Annotated in this window: 17 protein-coding genes; 10 read left to right on the forward strand and 7 right to left on the reverse strand. The window is 74.4% G+C overall.

Going from position 1 to position 21,100, the window contains the following annotated elements; translation table 11 throughout:
* Together ACFVUH_RS33330 and ACFVUH_RS33335 are read right to left on the reverse strand one after the other, a co-directional pair.
* Positions 1–1,856 (reverse strand): threonine/serine exporter ThrE family protein (locus ACFVUH_RS33330; protein WP_387917219.1); only part of this gene is annotated, 1,856 nt, incomplete at its 3' end.
* Positions 1,857–1,983: 127 nt separating this feature from the next.
* Positions 1,984–2,775 (reverse strand): DedA family protein, encoded by a 792-nt coding sequence (locus ACFVUH_RS33335; RefSeq protein ID WP_387917220.1) that lies wholly within the window; start codon positions 2,773–2,775, stop codon positions 1,984–1,986.
* A 309-nt stretch (positions 2,776–3,084) separates the two neighbouring features.
* Between ACFVUH_RS33335 and ACFVUH_RS33340 the strand changes: the two genes are divergently transcribed.
* On the forward strand, positions 3,085–4,242 hold the full coding sequence (locus ACFVUH_RS33340; RefSeq protein ID WP_387917222.1) for an acyl-CoA dehydrogenase family protein: 1,158 nt from the start codon (positions 3,085–3,087) through the stop codon (positions 4,240–4,242).
* A gap of 51 nt (positions 4,243–4,293) precedes the next feature.
* On the opposite strand, the gene ACFVUH_RS33345 is transcribed toward ACFVUH_RS33340, so the two are convergent.
* Positions 4,294–4,569 carry a hypothetical protein gene (locus ACFVUH_RS33345; RefSeq protein ID WP_355357676.1) on the reverse strand — a complete coding sequence of 92 codons (276 nt, stop codon included), beginning with the start codon at positions 4,567–4,569 and terminating at the stop codon, positions 4,294–4,296.
* 166 nt (positions 4,570–4,735) lie between these two features.
* Here ACFVUH_RS33345 and ACFVUH_RS33350 point away from each other — a divergent pair, with 166 nt between their 5' ends.
* Positions 4,736–5,053, forward strand: coding sequence for a cupin (locus ACFVUH_RS33350; RefSeq protein ID WP_380683463.1), 318 nt, complete (start codon positions 4,736–4,738; stop codon positions 5,051–5,053).
* Positions 5,054–5,090: 37 nt separating this feature from the next.
* Here the strand turns inward: ACFVUH_RS33350 and ACFVUH_RS33355 are convergent, their stop codons facing one another.
* Positions 5,091–5,720, reverse strand: coding sequence for a TetR/AcrR family transcriptional regulator (locus ACFVUH_RS33355; RefSeq protein ID WP_355357671.1), 630 nt, complete (start codon positions 5,718–5,720; stop codon positions 5,091–5,093).
* Between the two features lie 122 nt (positions 5,721–5,842).
* Between ACFVUH_RS33355 and ACFVUH_RS33360 the strand changes: the two genes are divergently transcribed.
* From ACFVUH_RS33360 to ACFVUH_RS33375, 4 genes are all read left to right on the forward strand, one after another.
* A complete protein-coding gene (locus tag ACFVUH_RS33360; protein WP_387917224.1) occupies positions 5,843–7,393 on the forward strand; it encodes an MFS transporter in 1,551 nt (516 codons plus the stop codon).
* A 648-nt stretch (positions 7,394–8,041) separates the two neighbouring features.
* Positions 8,042–8,341: a Sec-independent protein translocase subunit TatA gene (gene tatA / locus ACFVUH_RS33365; protein ID WP_355357665.1), complete on the forward strand. Its 300-nt coding sequence runs from the start codon at positions 8,042–8,044 to the stop codon at positions 8,339–8,341.
* Positions 8,342–8,531: 190 nt separating this feature from the next.
* A complete protein-coding gene (locus ACFVUH_RS33370; protein ID WP_387917225.1) occupies positions 8,532–9,827 on the forward strand; it encodes a hypothetical protein in 1,296 nt (431 codons plus the stop codon).
* Positions 9,828–9,832: 5 nt separating this feature from the next.
* The gene (locus ACFVUH_RS33375) at positions 9,833–10,480 is read left to right on the forward strand and encodes a potassium channel family protein (RefSeq protein WP_387917226.1); all 648 of its coding nucleotides are present in this window, start codon (positions 9,833–9,835) and stop codon (positions 10,478–10,480) included.
* Between the two features lie 118 nt (positions 10,481–10,598).
* On the opposite strand, the gene ACFVUH_RS33380 is transcribed toward ACFVUH_RS33375, so the two are convergent.
* Together ACFVUH_RS33380 and ACFVUH_RS33385 are read right to left on the reverse strand one after the other, a co-directional pair.
* Positions 10,599–12,275, reverse strand: a complete 1,677-nt coding sequence (locus ACFVUH_RS33380; RefSeq protein ID WP_387917227.1) for an alkaline phosphatase D family protein — start codon at positions 12,273–12,275, stop codon at positions 10,599–10,601.
* Positions 12,276–12,441: 166 nt separating this feature from the next.
* A complete protein-coding gene (locus ACFVUH_RS33385) occupies positions 12,442–13,113 on the reverse strand; it encodes a hypothetical protein (RefSeq protein WP_355357650.1) in 672 nt (223 codons plus the stop codon).
* Between the two features lie 614 nt (positions 13,114–13,727).
* Between ACFVUH_RS33385 and ACFVUH_RS33390 the strand changes: the two genes are divergently transcribed.
* Complete coding sequence (locus ACFVUH_RS33390) at positions 13,728–16,235, forward strand: helicase C-terminal domain-containing protein (RefSeq protein ID WP_387917229.1); 2,508 nt, start codon at positions 13,728–13,730, stop codon at positions 16,233–16,235.
* Positions 16,236–16,249: 14 nt separating this feature from the next.
* Here the strand turns inward: ACFVUH_RS33390 and ACFVUH_RS33395 are convergent, their stop codons facing one another.
* Positions 16,250–16,516 (reverse strand): hypothetical protein, encoded by a 267-nt coding sequence (locus ACFVUH_RS33395; protein WP_380683474.1) that lies wholly within the window; start codon positions 16,514–16,516, stop codon positions 16,250–16,252.
* 129 nt (positions 16,517–16,645) lie between these two features.
* Here ACFVUH_RS33395 and ACFVUH_RS33400 point away from each other — a divergent pair, with 129 nt between their 5' ends.
* The 3 genes from ACFVUH_RS33400 (at position 16,646) to ACFVUH_RS33410 (ending at position 21,057) form a co-directional block, all read left to right on the forward strand.
* Positions 16,646–17,050, forward strand: a complete 405-nt coding sequence (locus ACFVUH_RS33400) for a hypothetical protein (protein WP_387917231.1) — start codon at positions 16,646–16,648, stop codon at positions 17,048–17,050.
* A 115-nt stretch (positions 17,051–17,165) separates the two neighbouring features.
* A complete protein-coding gene (locus ACFVUH_RS33405; protein WP_380683476.1) occupies positions 17,166–18,803 on the forward strand; it encodes a DNA repair helicase XPB in 1,638 nt (545 codons plus the stop codon).
* A gap of 202 nt (positions 18,804–19,005) precedes the next feature.
* The gene (locus ACFVUH_RS33410; RefSeq protein ID WP_387917233.1) at positions 19,006–21,057 is read left to right on the forward strand and encodes a HelD family protein; all 2,052 of its coding nucleotides are present in this window, start codon (positions 19,006–19,008) and stop codon (positions 21,055–21,057) included.
* Positions 21,058–21,100: the final 43 nt, after the last annotated feature.

The raw sequence follows: 21,100 nt of genomic DNA on the forward strand, positions 1-21,100 counted from the left end.
CCCCCGACCGGGAGCTTCATGAAGAGCCGGGCGATCTCACCGCCCAGGTTCACGCCGATGGCCAGCGCCATCGCGATCGCGGCGGCCCGGGTGATCTGGACCAGCCCCCCGCTGGGGTGCCCCTGGGCGAACGAGAGCATGCCGAGGTAGAGCGCCGAACCGGGCATCAGCGGCCCGATCGCCGCGGTGACGTACGGCAGCGCGGACCCGTTGCGGTAGCGCGCCATCAGCTGGCCGAAGAGGCCGACCAGGCCGGCCGCCACCCCGGTCGCGACGATCGGCGAGACCCCGGCGTTGTAGGCCAGCACGCCGTAGCTGGCCCAGCCGATGCCGCTGTTCAGGGTGACCAGCGCGAGCGAGCGGCGGTCGGTCTGCAGCAGCATCGCGAAGGCGAGCGTCAGCACCATCGCGGCGACCATCTGGACCGGCGGGTAGTTGTTCCCGACCAGCGACTCGTCCGGCCGCAGCTTCGCCTCGAAGCCGACGCCCAGGTAGAGGATCAGCATCACGCCGATGACGATGCCCGCCACCAGGTAGATCACCTCCAGCAGGCGGGCCGCGGCGGTGATGTAGAAGCCGGTCAGACCGTCCTGCACCGCGGCGACCAGCGCGCGCCCGGGCAGCAGCGCGAACAGCCCGCCGGTGATCACCACGGAGCCGCGCAGGCCCAGCTCGTTGAAGGAGAGCACGATGCCGGAGGCGGCGGCCGGCATCGCGGCCAGCACGAACTGGTAGAACTCCGGCAGCCCGCGACGGGCGATCAGCGAGGCCAGCCGGTCGCCGAGCACGGCGGCCACGAAGGCGCTGAGGAAGACCAGCCAGGCCTTGTCGTCGATCTTCCCGCCGACCAGGAAGGTGGCCGCGCCGGCCAGCAGACCGGTGTTCAGCGCGAGCAGCCAGGCCGCGTAGGGGTGCCGGTTGCGGCGGATCGCAGCGAGCCGGCGGTAGGCGTCGTTGACGCTCACCTGCTCCGCGGTGATGTCCGCGACCAGCTCGTACACCGCGTTCAGCCGGGTGTAGTCGGAGGTCCGGCGGCGCACCACGCGGTCGGCGGTGATCGGCGGCTCGACCAGCGAGGGCTGGTGCGAGATGCCGATCAGGGTGAAGGTGACCTGCGGTTCGCAGCGGTCCAGCCGGTAGGCGTGCGCGATGCCGAGCATGGCCGCCTCGACATCCTCGGCGGCCTCGCCGCTGGCCAGCAGCAGTTCGCCGATGCGCAGGGTCAGGTCGAGGATGCGCGGGACGTTGCGGGCCGCGGCGGAGGCGGTCGCGGGGTGCAGCTCGCGCGCGGAGCGCTCGAAGGCGGGGCGCTCGGACATCGGGGTGCGCAGCAGGGTGCGCATCCGGTCCGGCCAGGGCGCCTCGCCGGGGGCGCCCTGGCTGAGGGCGCCCAGCGGGATGCCGGCCGGCGGGGTGTAGCCGGCGGCCCGCCACTCCTCGGGGGTGAGGGTGTCCTCGGCCACCGAGCGGCGGCGGTACACCGGGGCGAGCGGCTCCCCGGCGGGCGTCGTCGGGCCGGCGGGCGTCGTCGGCTCCGCGGTGGCCGTGGCGGGGGCGGTGTCCTCACCGAGGGCGGTGCCCGTGGCGTACGCGGTGCCCGTGGTGTCCGTCGGGGCGGCGGCCGGTTCGGGCTCCGGGGCCAGCAGGCCCTTGGTCTCGGGGGCGGGCAGCGCGAGCGGGATCTCCACGGTCTGCTCGGCGACCGGGGCGGGGTGCCCGAGCAGCCCCTCGGTGGGCGGCGCCTCGGACGGGTGGACCGGTCGCGTGCCGACGGCCGGGCGGGCCTGACGCTGCGGACGACCGCCCCGGCCGCCCCTCGCCCTCTTGCCGCCGCCCGGTCGGCCCCGCTTCGGCACTTCCACTCCTTGCCGCCCCTGGCGGTGCCGGTCCCCCGGGCCGCCGATCGATCTCCGCCTACACCTTGCCTGATCGAACTGCCGGACGCACATGTACGCGACGGCGGGCGGCGGCGTCCCCGGACGCCTACCCGGCGCGGTGCGGGCCGCCGGTTCCGGCGACGGGCGCCGCCGTGGGGGCCGCGGCGGGGTCGGTGCGGGCCTCGGTTCCGGCGTCGGCGCGGACGTCGGTGGCGCGGACGTCGGTGCCCCGGGCTTCGGCGGCCGGGGCTTCGGTGGCCGGGGCTTCGGTGGCCCGGCCGGAGCGGCGGGCGCGGAGCAGTTCGACGGCCACCGGGATCACCGAGACCAGCACGATGCCGACCAGGATCGCCTCGATGTTGTCCCGGACGAACGGGATCTGCCCGAGGAAGTACCCGAGCACCGTGACGCCGGCGCCCCACAGCACCCCGCCGATCACGTTGAAGAGGACGAAGACCCGGTAGTTCATCCTGCTCACCCCGGCGATGATCGGGGTGAAGGTGCGGACGATCGGCACGAAGCGGGCCAGCACGATCGCCTTCGGCCCGTGCCGGTCGAAGAAGGCCGCCGCCTTCTCCACGTTCTCCTGCTTGAACAGCCGGGAGTCGGGGCGCCGGAACAGGCTCGGGCCGACCTTCCGCCCGAACAGGTAACCGACCTGGTCGCCGGCCACCGCCGCGGCCACGATCAGCGCGCAGACCACCCAGAGCGGCTGGTGCAGGTAGGTGCCGCCGGCCACCAGCAGGCCGGTGGTGAAGAGCAGCGAGTCGCCGGGGAGGAAGAAGCCGATCAGCAGACCGGACTCGGCGAAGACGATGGCCAGGATGCCGAGCAGCCCGAAGGTGGAGATCAGGTGGGTCGGATCGAGCCAGGACGGGCCGAGGGCGAGGCTGGTCACGGTGCGGACTCCTGAGGGCCTGGTGGAAAGGTCGACTCTTGGCAATGAAACAGTAAAGCATTTGCCAAGAATGTATCGAGCAGCCCTGTTCCAGGGGGAAGTCGGACAATCATCCGGACAATGACACCGGGCGATTCGAGGCCCCGCGAAGCCCGTCACCAGGCCGTTCATTGCGGCGCGGACGCCGATCTCCCCACCCTGGACAGCCGAAGCTACCCGGGATTAACTTGTGGGGCGATCGGCGGGGCCGTCCGAGCCCGCCGCGCAGGCTCCAGCGAACGTCAGGCACCGTCGAAGGGAGGCGCCGCCGTGCGCCGCACCGTGTTCACCGAGGACCACGAGGCCTTCCGGGAGACCATCCGGGACTTCATCGCCAACGAGGTCGTCCCCGTCTACGAGAGCTGGGAGGCCGAGGGCCACCCGCCGCGGGACTTCTACCGCAAGCTCGGTGAACTCGGCATCTTCGGCATCGAGGTGCCCGAGGAGTACGGCGGCGCGGGCGAGAGCGGTTTCAAGTACCAGGCGGTGGTCGCCGAGGAGACCGCGCGGGCGGGCGTCAGCTTCGGCTCCTCCGGGGTGCACACCGGCCTGGTGCTGCCCTATCTGCTGGAGTACGCGACCGAGGAGCAGAAGCGGCGCTGGCTGCCGGGCTTCGTCTCCGGCGACCTGATGACCGCGATCGCGATGACCGAGCCGGGCGCCGGCTCCGACCTCGCCGGCATCACCACCACCGCGCGGCTGTCCGAGGACGGCACCCACTACGTGCTCAACGGCGCCAAGACCTTCATCACCGGCGGCGTGCTCGCCGACCTCGTCCTGGTGGTCTGCCGCACCTCGCCGCACGACCCGGAGAACCGCCGGGCCGGGCTCTCCATCCTCTGCGTGGACACCGCCTCCCCCGGCTACAGCGTCGGCCGCAAGCTGCAGAAGATCGGCCTGCGCACCTCGGACACCGCCGAGCTGGCCTTCTCGGACGTCAAGGTGCCGGTGGAAAACCTGCTCGGCGAGGAGGGGAAGGCGTTCGCCTACCTGACCCACAACCTGGTGCAGGAGCGGCTGGCGATCGCGGTCGGCGCGTACGCGGCCGCCGCCGCGGCCGTCCGGTTCGCGGTGCAGTACGTCAAGGACCGCAAGGTGTTCGGCAAGGCGGTCGCCGAGTTCCAGAACACCAAGTTCACGCTGGCCGACTGCGAGGCCCAGGTGATGGCGCAGCAGTCGATGGTCGACCGCGCGCTGGAGCTGTACCAGAACGGTGCGCTGACGGTGGCGGACGCGGCGGCGGCGAAGCTGTTCTGCACCGAGTCGGCGTCCGTCGTGATCGACAAGTGCCTTCAGCTGCACGGCGGTTACGGCTACATCCTGGAGTACCCGATCGCCCGGCTCTACACCGACAACCGGGTGTTCCGGATCTACGGCGGCACGAGCGAGGTCATGCGCAGCATCGTCGCCAAGTCGCTCGGGCTGTAGCGGGGACGGCCGGGGCGGCTGCCGCCGGCCGGGTTCGTGCCCGGTTCGTGCTCAGTTGGGCGAGTGGTGCTCGGCGCGCCACGCCTCCCAGCCCGCCGACGACGCCACCTTGGCCTCGTGCAGGGCCCGCTGGGCCCGCTGGGTCAGGGCGGCCGGCGGGGTGTCCAGCCCCCGCACCCACTTGCGGCCGGCCGTGGCCAGCGCCGCGCACACCATCACCGCACCCGCCGTCCCGAACACCGCGGCGATGCCCGTCAGCACCGCGCCGCCGGCCAGCAGCGAGCGGTTGACCTGGAAGCCGCTGAAGAAACGCTCATTGGTCGCCATGCCTCCACGATGGAGGCAGTCGGCCACCGCCGCACGCCGAGCGCACCCGCGCGCGGCGCGCCCGCGCCCGCGAACCTCGGCGTGCGGGCGCGCGGCGCGTCCGGGACGCTGGGCCGCAGGAGCGCCCACGCGGCAGGGCCGCACCCGGACGGCAGGAGGACGCGCGATGGTCGATCTCGAACAACTCGTCGCGGAGCACGCGGCCATGGCGGCCGAGAGCCCGCACGGCCGCAGCGCCCATCTGGTGCTGCACGACGGGGTGCTGCGGCAGACGGTGATCGCACTGACCGCGGGCACCTCGCTCGACGAGCACAACGCCCCGGCCGCCGCCAGCGTCCAGGTGCTGCGCGGGCGGGTCTCGCTCACCATCGCCGGGCGTCGCGAGGAGCTCTCGACGGGGCAGTTGCAGGCCGTCCCGCAGGAACGGCACGGCCTGCTGGCCCACGTCGACTCGGTGGTGCTGCTGACGGCCGTCACCGCCTGAGCCCCGGGCGGGGTGCCGGGCGGGGCACCGGGCGCTCTCAGGTCACGGGGCCGTGCCAGTCCTTGGCGCCGTGCCAGTCCGCGGACTTCCGCTTCAGCACCGAGCCGCCGACCAGCTCCAGCCCGCGCAGCAGGCCCCGCCCACCGGGCGCCATGTCCGGCGCGGCCAGCCACTGCCCGGCCAGGCCCACCAGCAGCGCCTGATAGAAGGTGCCGCGGGACAGCTCCTCCTCGGTGTCCGCCACCTCGGGGAGCCCCTGGAACAGGGCCGACAGCCCGAGCCGCGCGTTCTTCTGGACCTCGCCGAGCGCCTCCCGCAGCTCCGGCACCCGCTCCACCTGCACCATCGCCTCGAACTGCGAGGCCCAGAGGCCGCGATGCGCGGCGATGCTCTCCAGCACGCCGTCCCAGACCGCGACGAACCGCTCCTCCGGGTCGTCGGACGTCTCGTTGGCCCGCGCCACGACGGCCACCAGGACATCGCCCCACTCCCCGGTCGCCTCGATCAGCGCCGCGTTGAGCAGCGCCTCCTTGGAGCCGAAGTGGTAACCGATGGCCGCCAGGCTGACGCCGGAGGCGGCGGCGATGTCCCGGGCGGTGGTGCGCCCGTAGCCCTTCTCGGTCAGGCAGCGCTTGGCGCCGGCCATGAGGTCCTCGCGATTTCCCATGCCCGCATGCTACGTCCGATCAAGACGAATGTCTTGCACGAATGTCTGGCACATATGTCTCGCACAGTTGATTGAGACAAACGTACTAGACAAACGTCTGACACGTCCGTACCGTCTTCCCCATGACCGCCACCCCCGGCCGTGCAGGCCGTCGCGAATGGATCGGCCTCGCCGTCCTGCTGCTCCCGACCCTCGTCCTGACCATGGACATGGGCGTGCTCTTCTTCGCCGTCCCCTACATCTCCACCACGCTGGCGCCGAGCGGCACCCAGCAGCTGTGGATCATGGACATGTACTCGTTCCTGCTGGCCGGGCTGCTCATCACGATGGGCGCGCTGGGCGACCGGATCGGCCGCCGCCGGCTGCTGATGATCGGCGCCACCGGTTTCGCCGGCGCCTCGCTGCTCGCCGCCTACGCGGACGGCGCCGGCCAGCTGATCGCCGCCCGCGCCCTGCTGGGCGTCGCCGGGGCCACCGTGATGCCCTCGACCCTCGCGCTGATCCGCAACATGTTCCACGACCCCAAGCAGCGCCAGATCGCGCTCGGCGCCTGGGGCGGCATCCTCACCGCCGGCGCCACCCTGGGGCCGGTCGCCGGCGGCCTGCTGCTCGACCACTTCTGGTGGGGCTCGGCGTTCCTGCTCGCCGTCCCGGTGATGGCCCTGGTCCTGCTCGCCGCCCCGGCGCTGCTCCCCGAGTACCGCTCCTCGCAGCACGGCAGCTTCGACCTGCTCGGCGCCGTCCTCTCCCTGGCCGCCGTCCTGCCGCTGGTCTACGGCGTCAAGACGCTCGCGGTGGACGGCTGGGACCCGCTCGCCGCGCTCGCCGTCCCGGCCGGGCTGCTGCTCGGTGGCGCGTTCTACCGTCGCCAGCGCACCGCCGCCAACCCGCTGCTCGACCTCGGCCTCTTCCGGATCCGCGCCTTCAGCGGAGCGATCAGCGTCAACACCATGGCGATGTTCGCGATGATGGGCTTCAGCCTCTTCACCTCGCAGTACCTGCAGCTGGTCAAGGGCATGAGCCCGCTCACCGCCTCGCTCTGGTCACTCGTCCCCAGCGTGGGTGTGGGCGCCGCCGTCGGCCTGAGCTCGGCGCTCGCCGGGAAGGTCCGCCCGGCGGTGCTGATGGCCGGGGGTTTCCTGATCGGCGCGGCCGGCTTCGCGCTGATGACCCGGGTCGGCGCGGACTCCCCGCTGGCGCTCGTCCTCACCGCGGCGGGCGTGCTGGCCGCCGGCACCGTCGGCACCATGACCCTCACCGCCGAGATGGTCGTCTCCGCCGCCCCCGTCGAGCGGGCCGGCGCCGCCTCCGCGACCTCCGAGACCGCCGTCGAACTCGGCAGCTCCCTCGGCATCGCCCTGCTCGGCGCGGCCGGTGCCGCGGTCTACCGCTCCCGGCTCGACGGCACCCTCCCGGCCGGCCTGGACGGCGAGGCCGCCCGCACCGCGCAGGACACCCTTGGCGGCGCGGTCACCGTCGCCGCCCAGCTGCCCGGCCGGCTCGGCACCGACCTCCTGACCACCGCCCGCACCGCCTTCACCGACGGCCTGCACGTCGCCGCCGCGGTCGGCCTCCTGATCACGATCGGCGCCTCGCTCCTCGCCTACCGCCTCATGCGCCACCTCCCCGCCGTCCCCGCCCAGGCCCCCGCCCCCGAGCCCGCCACCGCCTGACCGCCCCCACCCCCAACTCCCCCACCGGCGCGTCATCGCAGCCCCCGCCCACCTCGGGCGGGGGCTGCCGCGCACTCACACCCTGACGTCAAGGCCGCTTCTGCTCACGGCAGTTGCCCGACGCCGCGCCCTGCCGCCCACGTCGAAGTCCCCGCGAGGGCGGGGAGCAGTGCCGTGTCCCCTCGACCTCAGGACCATCCCCGCAGACCGCGGGGAGCGGAGCGACCGGGGCTGCCACCGATCGGCGGTCCTGCCGCGTCGGGGCCCGACGCCGAGCCGGGCCACCGGGATGACCAACGAGCCCCGCACCGAGCGGGTGCGGCGGTGGTGGGAACCGGCCAAAACGTGGGGGTGGCGCGGCTCGAAGGGGCGTGGTCCCCGGGTGGGCGGTCGGCGGGCGCAGCGTGGGGGGCCGGGGGCGGAACGGTGGGCGGGGGCCGTGGGGGGCGGTCTGACCTCGGGGGATGCGGGGGCTCTCGGCGGGCCCGGTACCCCGACGCGCCGTCCGGCCGCGCAACATCTGGTTTTTGACCAGCGTTTCCCGACCGGTGTATACGTTCGCCGCCACGGGCAGGCATACTGGCCAGGACGGGCGCTTTGCCCAACTGTGACGTATGACACTAGACGAGAAGGGACCGGTGGCCAGGGATGCTGCGTAACGGTCTTGAGCCCTGGCACGTGCTCGTGGTGCTGGCTGTCGTGATCCTGCTGTTCGGGTCGAAGAAGCTGCCGGAGATGGCCCGCGGCCTCGGCAAGTCGATGCGGATCCTCAAGGCGGAGACGAAGGCGATGCGCGAGGACGACACTCCCGCCGCCGACGCCGCCCAGGGCACCGCTCAGAGCACCGCCGCCCCGGCGCAGCCGGCGGCCGAGCAGTCCCGCCAGGCCGTGAACCCGACCAACGTGACCAAGGCCACCGAGCAGCCGCGGTCCACCACCACCGCCTGACACCCGGCGGCCCGTTCCCGGCCGAAGCCCCCGCCCCCGTGGCGGGGGCTTCGTCGTGTCCGGCCACCCCGTCGCCCGCCCGGCCACCCGCTCGCCCGGCCACCCGCCCGCCCGGCTCCCGGACTCGACTGGCCGTCCCTTTTGATCCGTTATCTCCTGGTGTGCACGACCGGAGGAACGGAGCTGAGGCATGGCGACCAACGGGCCCGGCGGCGACCGCCCCGACGAGCTCGCCGAGCTGCGCGCCCGCCTCAGCGCCGTCGAGGCCCGCACGGCCGCCACCCCGCCCCGGCGTCACCGGGTCCGCTCCGCCTTCGCCGTCCTGCTGGTCCTGCTCGCCTGCGTGCTGACGCCGCTGAGCATCGCCGCCGTCTGGACCAGGTCGCAGATCACCGACACCGACCGGTACGTCGCCACCATGGCGCCGCTGGCCTCCGACCCGGCCGTCCAGACGGCCGTCGCCGACCGGGTGACCGCCGAGCTGGTCACGTACCTCCCGGTCGACTCGCTGCTCGCCGAGGTCGCCCCGGCGGACCGCCCGCTGCTGAACACCCTGCTCGGCGGCATCGGTCGGGCGCTCACCGACGGGATCACCGGCTTCGTGCACGACCAGGTCCTGCGGGTGGTGCGGAGCGACGCGTTCGCCACGATCTGGACCGACGTCAACCGGGACGCCCACGCCGCCGTCGAGAAGATGCTGACCGGCCAGGGCGGCGGGGCCGTCGAGATCAGGAACGACACCGTGGTGCTCGACCTCGCGCCGCTGATCGACCGGGTGAAGACCCGGCTGGTCGACAACGGCCTGTCGATCGCCGCGCGGATCCCCGAGGTGCACACCCAGTACACGCTGGTGCAGTCGGACGCGATCCCCAAGGTCCGGACCGGCTTCCGGCTGCTGGACCTGGCCGGGTTCTGGCTCCCGGTGCTGACGGTGGCCTGCGCGGTCGGCGGTGTGCTGCTGGCCGGCCGGCGCCGCCGGGCCGTCGTCACGGTCGCCCTGGGCATCGCGGGCGGGGCACTGGTGCTGGGGATCGGACTGTCCGTCTTCCGCGCCGTGTACCTGGACCGGCTGGCGGCGGGGGTCGACCTGGCGGCGGCCCAGGCGGTCTACGACACCCTGGTGCGGTACCTGCGCTCGGCGGTCCGGGTGGTGGTCGCGCTCGGGCTGCTGGTGGCGCTGGGCGCCTGGATCGGCGGCCGGGGGCGGTGGGCCGGGACGGTCCGGGGCCTGTGGGCGTCCGGACTCGGGGCGGTGCGGCGCGCCGCACAACGGGCCGGGCTGCGGCTGGGGCCGGTGGGCCGGTTCGTGCACCGGTGGAAGGCCTGGCTGGGCTGGGTGGCGGTGGTGGGCGCGGCGCTGGCGTTCGTGCTGTGGAGCTACCCGACGGTCCTGGTGACGCTCTGTCTGGCGCTGGCACTGGTGGCGGTCCTGGCGGTGCTGGAGTTCCTGGACGAGCCGGGCGGCGCCCCGGCCGGGACGGGCTGACCGGGATGGCCGGGCAGCAACCGCCGGTACCGCCGCCCCGGAACAGCCCCGACCCGCGGGCCTGGGCCCTGCTGCTCGGTTCGTTCACCCTGCTGATGCTCGGCTACTTCACCCTTCCGCTGCGCCTTCTCGGCCAGGACCGCCCGGGACTGAGCTGGGTGCTCTTCGGGGTGGTGCTGACCGGCCTGACCGGGCTGCTGCTGGCCCGGATCGTCGACACCGTCCGCGGCACGGGCCGCCACCCCGGGGTCTGGCTGGCCTTCCTGATCTGCCTCTCGCTGACCGTCTTCGCCGCCACCTACTACGTCCTGGCCGACCGCGAGGGCGAGTTCATCGGGCTGGAGACCCGGCTCGACTCGCTGTACTTCACGGTCGTCACGATGGCGACCATCGGCTACGGCGACATCACCGCGGCCGGGCAGGGGCCTCGGCTGGTGGTGCTGCTGCAGATCGCCTACAACTTCGTCTTCCTGGCGGCGGCGGCCGGCGCGCTGAGCCGGACGGTGCGCAGCGGCATGGAGACCCGCGCCGCCCACCGGGACGAGCACGGGCACGAGCAGCACCACTGGCAAGGGCAGCACCGCGGCCACCACCCGCGCGACCGCCGCCGCCTCCGCCGCGACCGCCGCAACCGCCGTCGTCGTGACGGCTAGGAACGGCCGGCGTCGATCACGCGGAAGAGGCAGAAGAGGTTGCCGTCCGGGTCCTCGGCGACCACGACGTCCGGGTCCGGCGGTCGGACGGGGGAAGCAGCCGGGCGGGAAGCGGCGGTCAGGCGGGGACCAGCCCCGGCTCGCCGGCCACCACGGCCCAGGAGGCGGAGGTCCGCACCGGCGACTCGCGCACGGCGATGCTGTCGACGGTCCGGGCGTCGGTCCGCCACCGCTCCCGGTCCACGTCCAGGCGCAGGTAGCCGCGGCGCAGGCCCTCGAAGTACCGCACGTGCGGGTTGAGCGAGGGGTTGAGCGCCTTGAGCGGCCCGTCGAAGGCGGCCGGGAACTCCGAACTGACGCTGGTGGCGGTGAACTCGACGGCGACCGGGGCGGCGGCGAGGTCGTCGCGGTCGATCCGCAGGTCGCTGAACCAGGAGGAGTGGATGTCCCCGGCGAGCACCACCGGGTTGGCCACGGCGGCGTCCCGCAGGAAGCGCAGCAGCCGGGCGCGGGCGGGGTCGTAGCCGTCCCACTGGTCGAGGTTGGCGAGCGGCGGCAGCGGGTGGGACGGGTCCAGGAAGTTCGGGAAGCGGATCTGACTCATCATCACCTGTTGGGCGATGACGTTCCACCGGGCGCGGGAGTCGGTCAGGCCGCGGCGCAGCCACTCCTCCTGCTCGGCACCGGTCAGGGTGCCGGCGGTGTTGCCCAGGCCGTCCGCGACGGGGCCGAAGTCCTGGCTGTGACCGCCCGGCTGGTCGGTGCGGTACTGGCGGGTGTCGAGCACGTTGAGACGCAGCAGGTCGCCGAAGTCGAAGCGGCGGTACAGCCGGTAGTCCGGGGAGCCGTTGCGGTAGGGGTTCCGCAGCGGCATGTGCTCGTAGTACGCCTGGTAGGCGGCGGCGCGCTCGCGGGCCATGGCGGCGGTGTCCTGGTGGGCGGCGCCGGTGTCGTCGATCTCGTCGACCAGGCCGGCGTAGTTGTTCTCGACCTCGTGGTCGTCCCAGGTGACGATCCAGGGGAAGGTGGCGTGCGCGGCCTGCAGGGCCGGGTCGGTCTTGTACTGCGCGTGCCGGGCCCGGTAGTCGGCGAGGGTGCTCAGCTGGTTGAGGCCCGGGGTCTGCGGGGTGGTGTGCAGGCGGTCCGGGAAGGCGCTGCTCGGGTCGGTCTCGTAGATGTAGTCGCCGAGGTGCACCACGGCGTCGAGGTCCTCGGCGGCCAGGGCGGTGTACGCGGGCCAGTAACCGTGCTGCCAGTCCTGGCAGTTGACCACACCGAGGCGGAGCCGGCCGGGGTGGGCGCCGGCGGCCGGGGCGGTGCGGGTCCGGGCGGCCGGGCCGAGGTGGCGGCCGGCCCGGAAGCGGTACCAGTAGTCGCGGCCGGGCTGGAGGCCGCGGACGTCGACGTGGACGCTGTGCGCGCGCTCGGCCTCGGCGGCGGCGACGCCGCGCCGGACGACCCGGCGGAAGCCCGGGTCGGCGGCGACCTCCCAGGAGACGGGCACGGTGCGGGCGCCCATGGACGCGGCGTCGAACGGGTCGGCGACCAGACGGGTCCACAGGACCACCGCGTCGGGCAGCGGATCGCCGCTGGCCACGCCGAGGAGGAACGGGTCGCGGCGGACCGGTTCCGCGTGCGCCGTCCGGATGTTGAGCGCCTGGACGCCCGCGGCGACGGCCGCGCCGACCAGCAGTCCGCGCCGGCTGAGCGCGGCGGACCGCGGCCGGGGCGGAACGGACGGCGAGGACGCGGACGACGGCGACGAGAACGACGCGGACGACGGGGACGGTGGCACGGGAGACCTCCTGCGGCGGCTGAGCGGCATCGGGGACACCAGGCCGACATTCCATCAGAACGTCGTGCGGCCGACCATGAACGGAAGGCGACGATTTCCCGCTTCTCCGGGCCACCGCACGGGAGTTGCCGCCCGGCGCCGACCGCTCGACTGCCGCGCCGACCGGTCAGCCACTGCGCCGGCGCAGCGACATCAGGAGCAGGAAGACCGCCGACAGCACGGCCGCCACCCGCAGCACACCCGGCGCGGAGTCCCACACCACCTGGTTGACCTGCTCGCCGGGGTTCAGGGCGGTGCCCCAGCGGCCCTGGGCACGGCCCCAGACGAACAGCGAGCTGCCGCTGATCGTCATCAGCGGGATCCCGAACACGGCCACCTTGCGGGTGAGGTCGGACAGATGGCGGGAGAGGTAACCGAGGGCCCAGCCGATCAGCATGGCGATCAGCTGTCCGGTGACGGCGCCGCCGATCAGTACGACGGCGGAGAGCAGCAGCAGCGGTGAGGGGCGGCGGACGGTGGACGCCCCGGCCTTGGCGGCTCCGTCCGGGGTCTCGGGGGCCGCGGGGGCGTCGGGGTCGGCTCCGGCCCTGGCCGCCCGGCCCTTGCGTCCCTTGGCCTTCTTGGCCCGGCCCTTCCCCTTCCCCTGCTCCGTCTCCCCCGGGGCGTCGGCGCCGGGCGGCTCGGTCGCCGCGGTCCCGCCCGGCGCCGCGTCCTCGCCCGCCGGCCCGGGCCCGGTCTCCTCCTCGGAGGCGGTCCGCTGCTCGGGGATCGGCCGGTTGGACGCGACCGGGCCGTCACCGAAGTCGATGCTCACGTAGTCCCAGTCGCCCGTGTTCACGGCGCGGTAGGCGGGTGGCAGCGCCTCGGGGTCGGCGGGGGCCGCCTCGCCCGGCCTCGCGATCCACGGCGAGCCGTCGCCCTGCCCGGACGGTGCCGATCGCGCAGGCCGCGAGGGCCGCGAAGGCGTCGACGACGTCGAAGGCCCCGACGGCCGCGGAGACCGTACGGGGGGCGGCAGGAACGCGGCGGGCGCTCCGTCCGGCGCGGAGGACGGCGCAGAGGACGGCGCAGAGGACGGCGCGGACGGTGCCCCGGCAGGGCGCGGCGGCACCGGGGGGCGCGGCGGCGCGGCGGGCTCCGGTTGCCGCGCGTACACGCTGTCCCCCTCACCACTCCCGCCCGGGCCCGCGGGCCCCGGGGCAGCCGGCGGCTCGCTCCAGGGCCCCTGCTTGCGCCACCACTCGCCGTCCGACATCGCACACACCCCGCCTTGCCCGTACCGAACCGGACCCGACACGCGTCCGGACGCGGCGTCATCCCCGCCGACCGTGACGGTACCCACCCGCCGCCTGCCACGCGAGCCCCGGCGCCCCCGGCGTGCCCCACCGCACCGGTCGCTCCGCCGACGCCGGGACCCTCCCACCCGGCCACCGCCCGACTAACCTAGGTCGAATGACCACACAGCAGGGCCACCAACGCCAGGCCAAGTCCGCCGCCGGCCCCCGCACCCTGGCCGAGGAACTGCGCGCCCGGCCCGACGACGACCTCGCCGCCCTGCTCCGGTCCCGCCCCGACCTGCTCAACCCCGTGCCCGGCGACCTCACCCAGCTCACCGCCCGGCTCTCCTCCCGCGCCTCCGCGCTGCGCGCGCTGGAGCGGCTGGACCGGTTCACCCTCCAGGTCGCCGAGGCCCTCGCCGCCCTCCCCGACGGCACCCCGCCCGCCGCCGTGCGCACCCTGCTGGCCGGGCCGACCAAGGTGAAGCCGCACCCCGGTGCCACCCCGCTGAGCGCCGCCGACCGGGCCGCCGTCGCCGCCGCGCTCCCCCGCGCCCTGGCCACGCTGCGCGACCGCGCCCTGCTCTGGGGACCGGACAACGGCCTGCGCCTGGTCATCGCCGCCCGTGAGGCGCTCGCCCCGACCGCCCAGAACCCCGGCCGCACCGGTCTCGGCCCGACCTTCGCCGAGGCCACCACCGGGATGTCCCCGGCCCGCCTCCAGCAGCTGCTCACCGCCGCCGGACAGCCCGCGACGCCCGACCCGGTCACCGCCGTCGCCGCGTTCACCGCGCTGCTCACCGACCGCGCCCGCTGCGAGGAACTGCTCGCCACCGCCCCCGAGCCCGCCCTGCGGCTGCTCGACCGGCTGGTCTGGGGTCCGCCCACCGGCACCGTCCCGGACGCCACCCGTCCGGTCACCGCCGAGGACGCGCAGAGCCCGGTCGAGTGGCTGCTGGCCCGCGGCCTGCTGCTGCCCAGCAGCCCGGGCAGCGTCGTGCTGCCCCGCGAACTCGCCCTCCACCTGCGCGGCGGCCGCTCGCACCGCACCGTCGAGCCGGTCCCGCCCGAGCCGGCGCCCGCCACCCCGCCGCGCGACCCCAAGGTGGTGGACGCCGCCGCGGCCGGGCAGGCGCACACCGCGGTGCGGACCGTCGAGGAACTCCTCGACCTCTGGGGCCTCACCCCGCCGCCCACCCTGCGCGCCGGCGGCCTCGGTGTGCGCGACCTCAAGCGCACCGCCCAGGCCCTGGAGAGCACCGAGCCGGTCGCCGCCTTCTGGCTCGAACTCGCCTACACCGCTGGCCTGCTGGCCCCGGACGGCGAGGTCGACGAGCGCTGGGCGCCGACCCCGGGGTACGACGAGTGGCTGCGGCTGGACACCGCCGAGCGGTGGACCGTGCTCGCCCGCGCCTGGCTCACCGCCACCCGCGTCGCGGCGCTCGCCGGCACCCCCGACGGCAAGGGCCGGCAGCGCGCCGCGCTCGGCCCGGAGCTGGACCGCACGCTCGCCCCGTCCGTGCGCCGCGCCGCCCTCGCCCTGCTCGCCGAACTCCCGCCCGGCACCCCGGCCGCCGCCGAGGACCTGCTGCCCACGCTGCGCTGGCAGCGTCCGCTGCGCGGCGGGCCGAGCGCCCCCGACGGCGGCGGCGACCTGCGCGACCAGCTGGTCGCCTGGACCCTCGCCGAGGCCGAGCTGCTCGGCGTCACCGGCCGCGGCGCGCTCGCCGCGCCCGCCCGCGCCCTGCTCACCGCCGAGCACGACCCGGCCGCCGTGCTCGCCCCGCTGCTGCCGCAGCCGCTCGACCACGTCATCCTGCAGCCGGACCTCACCGCGATCGCCCCCGGCCCGCTGCTCACCCCGCTCGCCCAGGCGCTCGCGCTCTGCGCCGACATCGAGTCCAAGGGCGGCGCGACCGTCTACCGGTTCACCCCCGGGTCGGTGCGCCGTGCCCTCGACGCCGGCCGCACCGCCGCCGACCTGCGGTCCTTCCTGGAGCAGCACTCCCGCACGCCCGTCCCGCAGCCGCTCGCCTACCTGATCGACGACGTCGCCCGCCGGCACGGCCTGCTGCGGGTCGGCGCCGCCTCGTCCTACCTGCGCTGCGACGACCCGGCCCTGCTGAACGAGATCCTGGCCGACCGCCGCGCCGCCGACCTGCGGCTGCGGCTGCTCGCGCCCACCGTGCTGGCCGCCCAGGCGGCACCCGACGTGCTGCTCGCCGGCCTGCGCGCGATGGGGTACGCACCGGCCGCCGAGTCCGCCGAGGGCGATGTGCTGATCACCCGTCCGGACAGCCACCGCACCCCGCCGCGCGCGGCCCCGGTGCCCGTCCCGGACGGCCCGCCCGCGCCGGACGACACCCTGCTGGCCGCCGCCCTCAAGGCGATCCGGGCCGGGGACCGGGCCGCGACGGCCGCCCGGCGCGAGCCCACCGCCCCGGCGGGGCGCCAACTCCCGCGCACGGCCGCCGCGGAGACCCTCGCGGCGCTGCAGACCGCGGTCCTGCTCGGCGAGCGGATGTGGATCGGCTACCTCAACGCGGAGGGCCTCGCCAGCCAGCGGATCATCGACCCGGTCAAGGTCGAGGGCGGCTACGTCACCGCCTTCGACCACCACGACGGCGAACTGCGCACCTTCGCGCTGCACCGGATCACCGGCGTCGCCGAACTCGACGAGTAGGAGGCCCCGGGCGCTCAGTGCCCCTGCTGCTTGGCGTCCTGCTCCGCCTGCTTCTCCTTCATCGCCTTCTCCGCCATCGCGGCGAGGTCCCCCTGCCCGACCGGCATCACGGAGGTGGCCCCGGTCAGGTCGGCGAGCAGGAACCCGGGCGAGGCCAGCAGCCCGCCCGGCCCCTCCCCGATGCCCGCGATCGCGTGCGCGGAGGTGGCGGTGGTGGCGGTCGCGGCGAAGGCCGTACCGACGAGGGCGAGGGCGGTGAGGACGCGCTTCGACTTGTTCATGCCCTCCCCAACGAGCCACCGGGCCGCCGGTCACCCCGCGCCACTCCCTCCGCACCGCGCGTACCGCCGGTTGACGCCCCGCCCCCACCGGCGTAGTCCGGAATGCGGGGGGTGACGAAAGGAGTCATCATGCTCGGCGATCTCATAGGCGACATGCAGGGCCGGATCATCGGCCGGCGCGTCCTCGACGCCGGGGAAGGCCACGTCGTCGTCGAGGTCTCGTTCGAGGGCAGCGGCAGCTACTACGGCACCGCCGTCACCGGCTTCGGCACCTACGAGTCCGAATTGCGCGCCGACGGCACCCTGCGCGGCGAGGGCCAGGGCGTCGACATGACGGCCGACGGCCAGAGCGTCGTCTGGCACGGCAGCGGCATCGGCCGCTTCACCGAGAGCGGCGGCACCAGTTGGCGCGGCTCCCTCTTCTTCCACACCGTCTCACCGGGGCTCGACCGCCTCAACCACGTCGTCGGCCTCTTCGAGTACGAGGCCGCCGCCGACGGCAAGTCCACCGCCAGCTACCACGAGTGGAAGTAGCCGTCCGACCCGAGCGGTCCCGCCCACCCGGCCGGATGCGCGACACTGGAGGGTCGGCGTCCCGAAGGACCCCGCAGACCCGACCTACCTGTCAGCCAGTGGAGGGCTCCCCCGCGTGAACGACGGACCGCTCATCGTCCAGAGCGACAAAACTCTTCTCCTGGAGATCGACCACCCCGGGGCCGGCGACTGCCGCCGGGCCATCGCGCCGTTCGCGGAGCTGGAGCGGGCGCCCGAGCACGTGCACACGTACCGGGTGACGCCGCTCGGGCTGTGGAACGCGCGGGCCGCGGGCCACGACGCCGAGCAGGTCGTGGACGCCCTGGTGACGTACTCGCGCTACCCGGTGCCGCACGCGCTGCTGGTCGACGTGGCCGACACGATGGCGCGGTACGGACGGCTGAAGCTGCTCAAGCACCCGACCCACGGCCTGGTGCTCACCACCACCGACCGGCCGGTGCTGGAGGAGGTGCTGCGCTCCAAGAAGATCGTCCCGCTGGTCGGCGCCCGGGTCGACCCGGACACCGTGGTGGTGCACCCCTCCGAGCGCGGCCAGATCAAGCAGGTGCTGCTGAAGCTCGGCTGGCCCGCCGAGGACTTCGCCGGCTACGTGGACGGCGAGGCGCACCCGATCGACCTGGAGGAGGACGGCTGGAGCCTGCGCCCCTACCAGGCGCAGGCGGTGGAGGGGTTCTGGCACGGCGGCTCGGGCGTCGTCGTACTGCCCTGCGGCGCCGGCAAGACGCTGGTCGGCGCGGCGGCGATGGCGCACGCCAAGTCGACCACGCTGATCCTGGTCACCAACACCGTCTCGGCCCGCCAGTGGAAGCACGAGCTGGTCAAGCGGACCTCGCTCACCGAGGACGAGATCGGCGAGTACAGCGGCACCCGCAAGGAGATCCGCCCGGTCACCATCGCGACCTACCAGGTGATGACCACCAAGCGGAAGGGCGTCTACGCCCACCTGGAGCTCTTCGACGCCCGCAACTGGGGCCTGGTCGTCTACGACGAGGTCCACCTGCTCCCGGCCCCGGTGTTCAAGTTCACCGCGGACCTCCAGGCCCGCCGCCGGCTCGGCCTGACCGCCACCCTGGTGCGCGAGGACGGCCGCGAGGGCGACGTGTTCAGCCTGATCGGCCCGAAGCGCTTCGACGCGCCGTGGAAGGAGATCGAGGCGCAGGGCTACATCGCGCCCGCCGACTGCTGCGAGGTCCGGGTCACCCTCACCGACTCCGAGCGGCTCGCCTACGCGACCGCGGAGCCCGAGGAGCGGTACCGCTTCTGCGCGACCACGGCGACCAAGCGCCGGGTGGTGGAGGCCCTGGTCAAGAAGCACGAGAAGGACCAGACGCTGATCATCGGCCAGTACATCGACCAGCTGGACGAGCTCGGCGAGGCCCTGGACGCCCCGGTGATCAAGGGCGAGACCAGCAACGCCCAGCGCGAGAAGCTGTTCGACGCCTTCCGCAACAAGGAGATCGGCGTCCTGGTCGTCTCCAAGGTCGCCAACTTCTCCATCGACCTGCCGGAGGCGACCGTCGCCATCCAGGTCTCCGGGACCTTCGGCTCCCGGCAGGAGGAGGCCCAGCGCCTCGGCCGGGTCCTGCGCCCCAAGGCGGACGGCCACGCCGCCCACTTCTACTCCGTGGTCGCCCGGGACACCGTCGACCAGGACTTCGCCGCCCACCGCCAGCGCTTCCTCGCCGAGCAGGGCTACGCCTACCGCATCATCGACGCGGACGACGTGCTGTAACGGAGGTGGTGGGGGCGGCGGGGCTGGAACAGCGGGGCGGACGCGGCTAGGATCGTCCGTCTGCCCCCTCCCGAACCGTGGTACCTGCTGTAGTCGCGCAGGCAGCCGGGGGAGGTACCGGCCGTTCGGCAACCGGCCGGTATCCACTGTGAGCTCCTACGATCCGCTGCGCCCGTCTCCGGGGCAGCCGGGAAGGTTCGCTGTGCCCGCCACCCCCACCACCGACCCCCTGCAGCGCGAACGCGACCACCTGGCCGCGTCCAGGGCCGCGCTGCGCGCGATGCGCGAGGACGTCGAGTCCCTGGACATCCGTGACGTCACCAGCACCTGGGTCACCGCCCTGGTGCTGCAGAACCAGATCGAGGCCAGGATCGCCGCCCTGGCCGACCTCTCGCACACCCCGCTGTTCTTCGGCCGGCTCGACTACCTGCACGCGATCAGCGAGGAGCTGAGCGAGGGATCCGGCGGAGAGAGCTTCTACATCGGCCGCCGGCACGTGCACGACGGCGACGGCGACCCGATGGTGATCGACTGGCGCGCGCCGGTCTCCCAGCCGTTCTACCGGGCCAGCCGCACCGAGCCGCTGGACGTCGAGCGCCGCCGGCGCTTCGGCTACACCGGCGGCGAGCTCACCGCCTACGAGGACGAGCACCTCTCCGACCCCGCCGAGGACGACAGTGCCTCCGCCCTGCTGGCCGCCGAGATCGAGAAGCCGCGCGTCGGCCCGATGCGCGACATCGTGGCGACCATCCAGCCGGAGCAGGACGAGATCGTCCGCGCCGACATCTCCGGCACCCTCTGCGTGCAGGGCGCCCCCGGCACCGGGAAGACCGCCGTCGGCCTGCACCGCGTGGCGTACCTGCTGTACGCGCACCGCGAGCGGCTGGCCCGCACCGGCACCCTGGTGATCGGCCCGAACAACGCCTTCCTCTCCTACATCGAGCAGGTGCTGCCCGCACTGGGCGAGCTGGACGTCGCGCAGGCCACCGTGCAGCAGCTGGTCGGGCACGTCGAGGTGCGCGGCGAGGACTCCCCCGAGGCGGCCCGGTTGAAGGGCGACGCCCGGATGGCGGAGGTGCTGCGCCGGGCGGTCCGCTCCGGCATCGCGCTGCCCACCGAGCCGTGCGTGGTGATCCGCGGCTCCCGCCGCTGGCGCGTCCCGGTCCACGAACTGACCGGGATCATCGAGGAGTTGAAGGGCCGCGAGATCCGCTACGGCGCGGCGGCCGAGGCGCTGCCGCAGCGGATCTCGCACGCCGTGCTGCTGAAGATGGAGCAGGGCGGCGAGGCCCCGGACGACCGGGTGCAGGACGCGGTGGCCCGCAACGCCGCCGTGAAGGCGGTGGTCAAGGCGTGCTGGCCGGCGGTCGACCCGGCCAAGCTGGTGCTGCGGCTGCTCTCCGAGCCGGAGTTCCTGGCCGCGTGCGCGGACGGCGTGCTGAGCGCCGAGGAGCAGGCGGCCGTGCTGTGGCCCAAGCGGGGCCGCTCGGTGAAGACCGCCCGCTGGACCGCCGCCGACGCCGTGCTCGTCGACGAGGCCACGGACCTGGTGCGGCGCACCGCCTCGCTCGGGCACGTGGTGCTGGACGAGGCGCAGGACCTCTCGCCGATGCAGTACCGCGCGGTCGGCCGCCGCTGCACCACCGGCTCGGCGACCGTGCTGGGCGACCTCGCGCAGGGCACCACCCCCTGGGCGACGGCGAGTTGGCCGGAGGCGCTGCACCACCTGGGCAAGCCGGCCGCCCACATCGAGGAGCTGACCAAGGGCTTCCGGGTGCCGGAGGAGGTCATCGCGTACGCCTCCCGGCTGCTGCCGTCGATCGCCCCCGGGCTGAACCCGGCCGGTTCGGTGCGTGAGGCCCCGGGATCGCTGACGATCCGCCAGGTCGCCGAGGAGGGGCGGGCGGAGGCCGTGGTCGCGGCCTGCCGGAGGGCGCTGGAGCGGGAGGGGTCGACCGGCCTGATCGCGGCCGACGCGCGCGTCCCGGAGCTGGCGGAGGCGTTGACGCAGGCCGGGCTGGCGCACCTCGCTCCCGGCACCGAGACCAGCGCCGAGGCCCGGCTGACGCTCGTCCCGGCGTCGCTGGCGAAGGGTCTGGAGTACGACTACGTGGTGCTGGACGAGCCGGCCGCGGTGGTCGCGGGCGAGCCGGACGAGCGGACCGGGCTGCGCCGGCTGTACGTGGCGCTGACCCGTGCGGTGTCCGGCCTGGAGGTGCTGCACGCCGAGCCGCTGCCGGAGCAGCTGGGCTGAACGGGCGGGGCCGGCCCGTCGTCACGGCGGCCCGGCCCCGGTG

This window comes from Kitasatospora sp. NPDC058032 (assembly GCF_042885845.1).
Taxonomy (GTDB): domain Bacteria; phylum Actinomycetota; class Actinomycetes; order Streptomycetales; family Streptomycetaceae; genus Kitasatospora.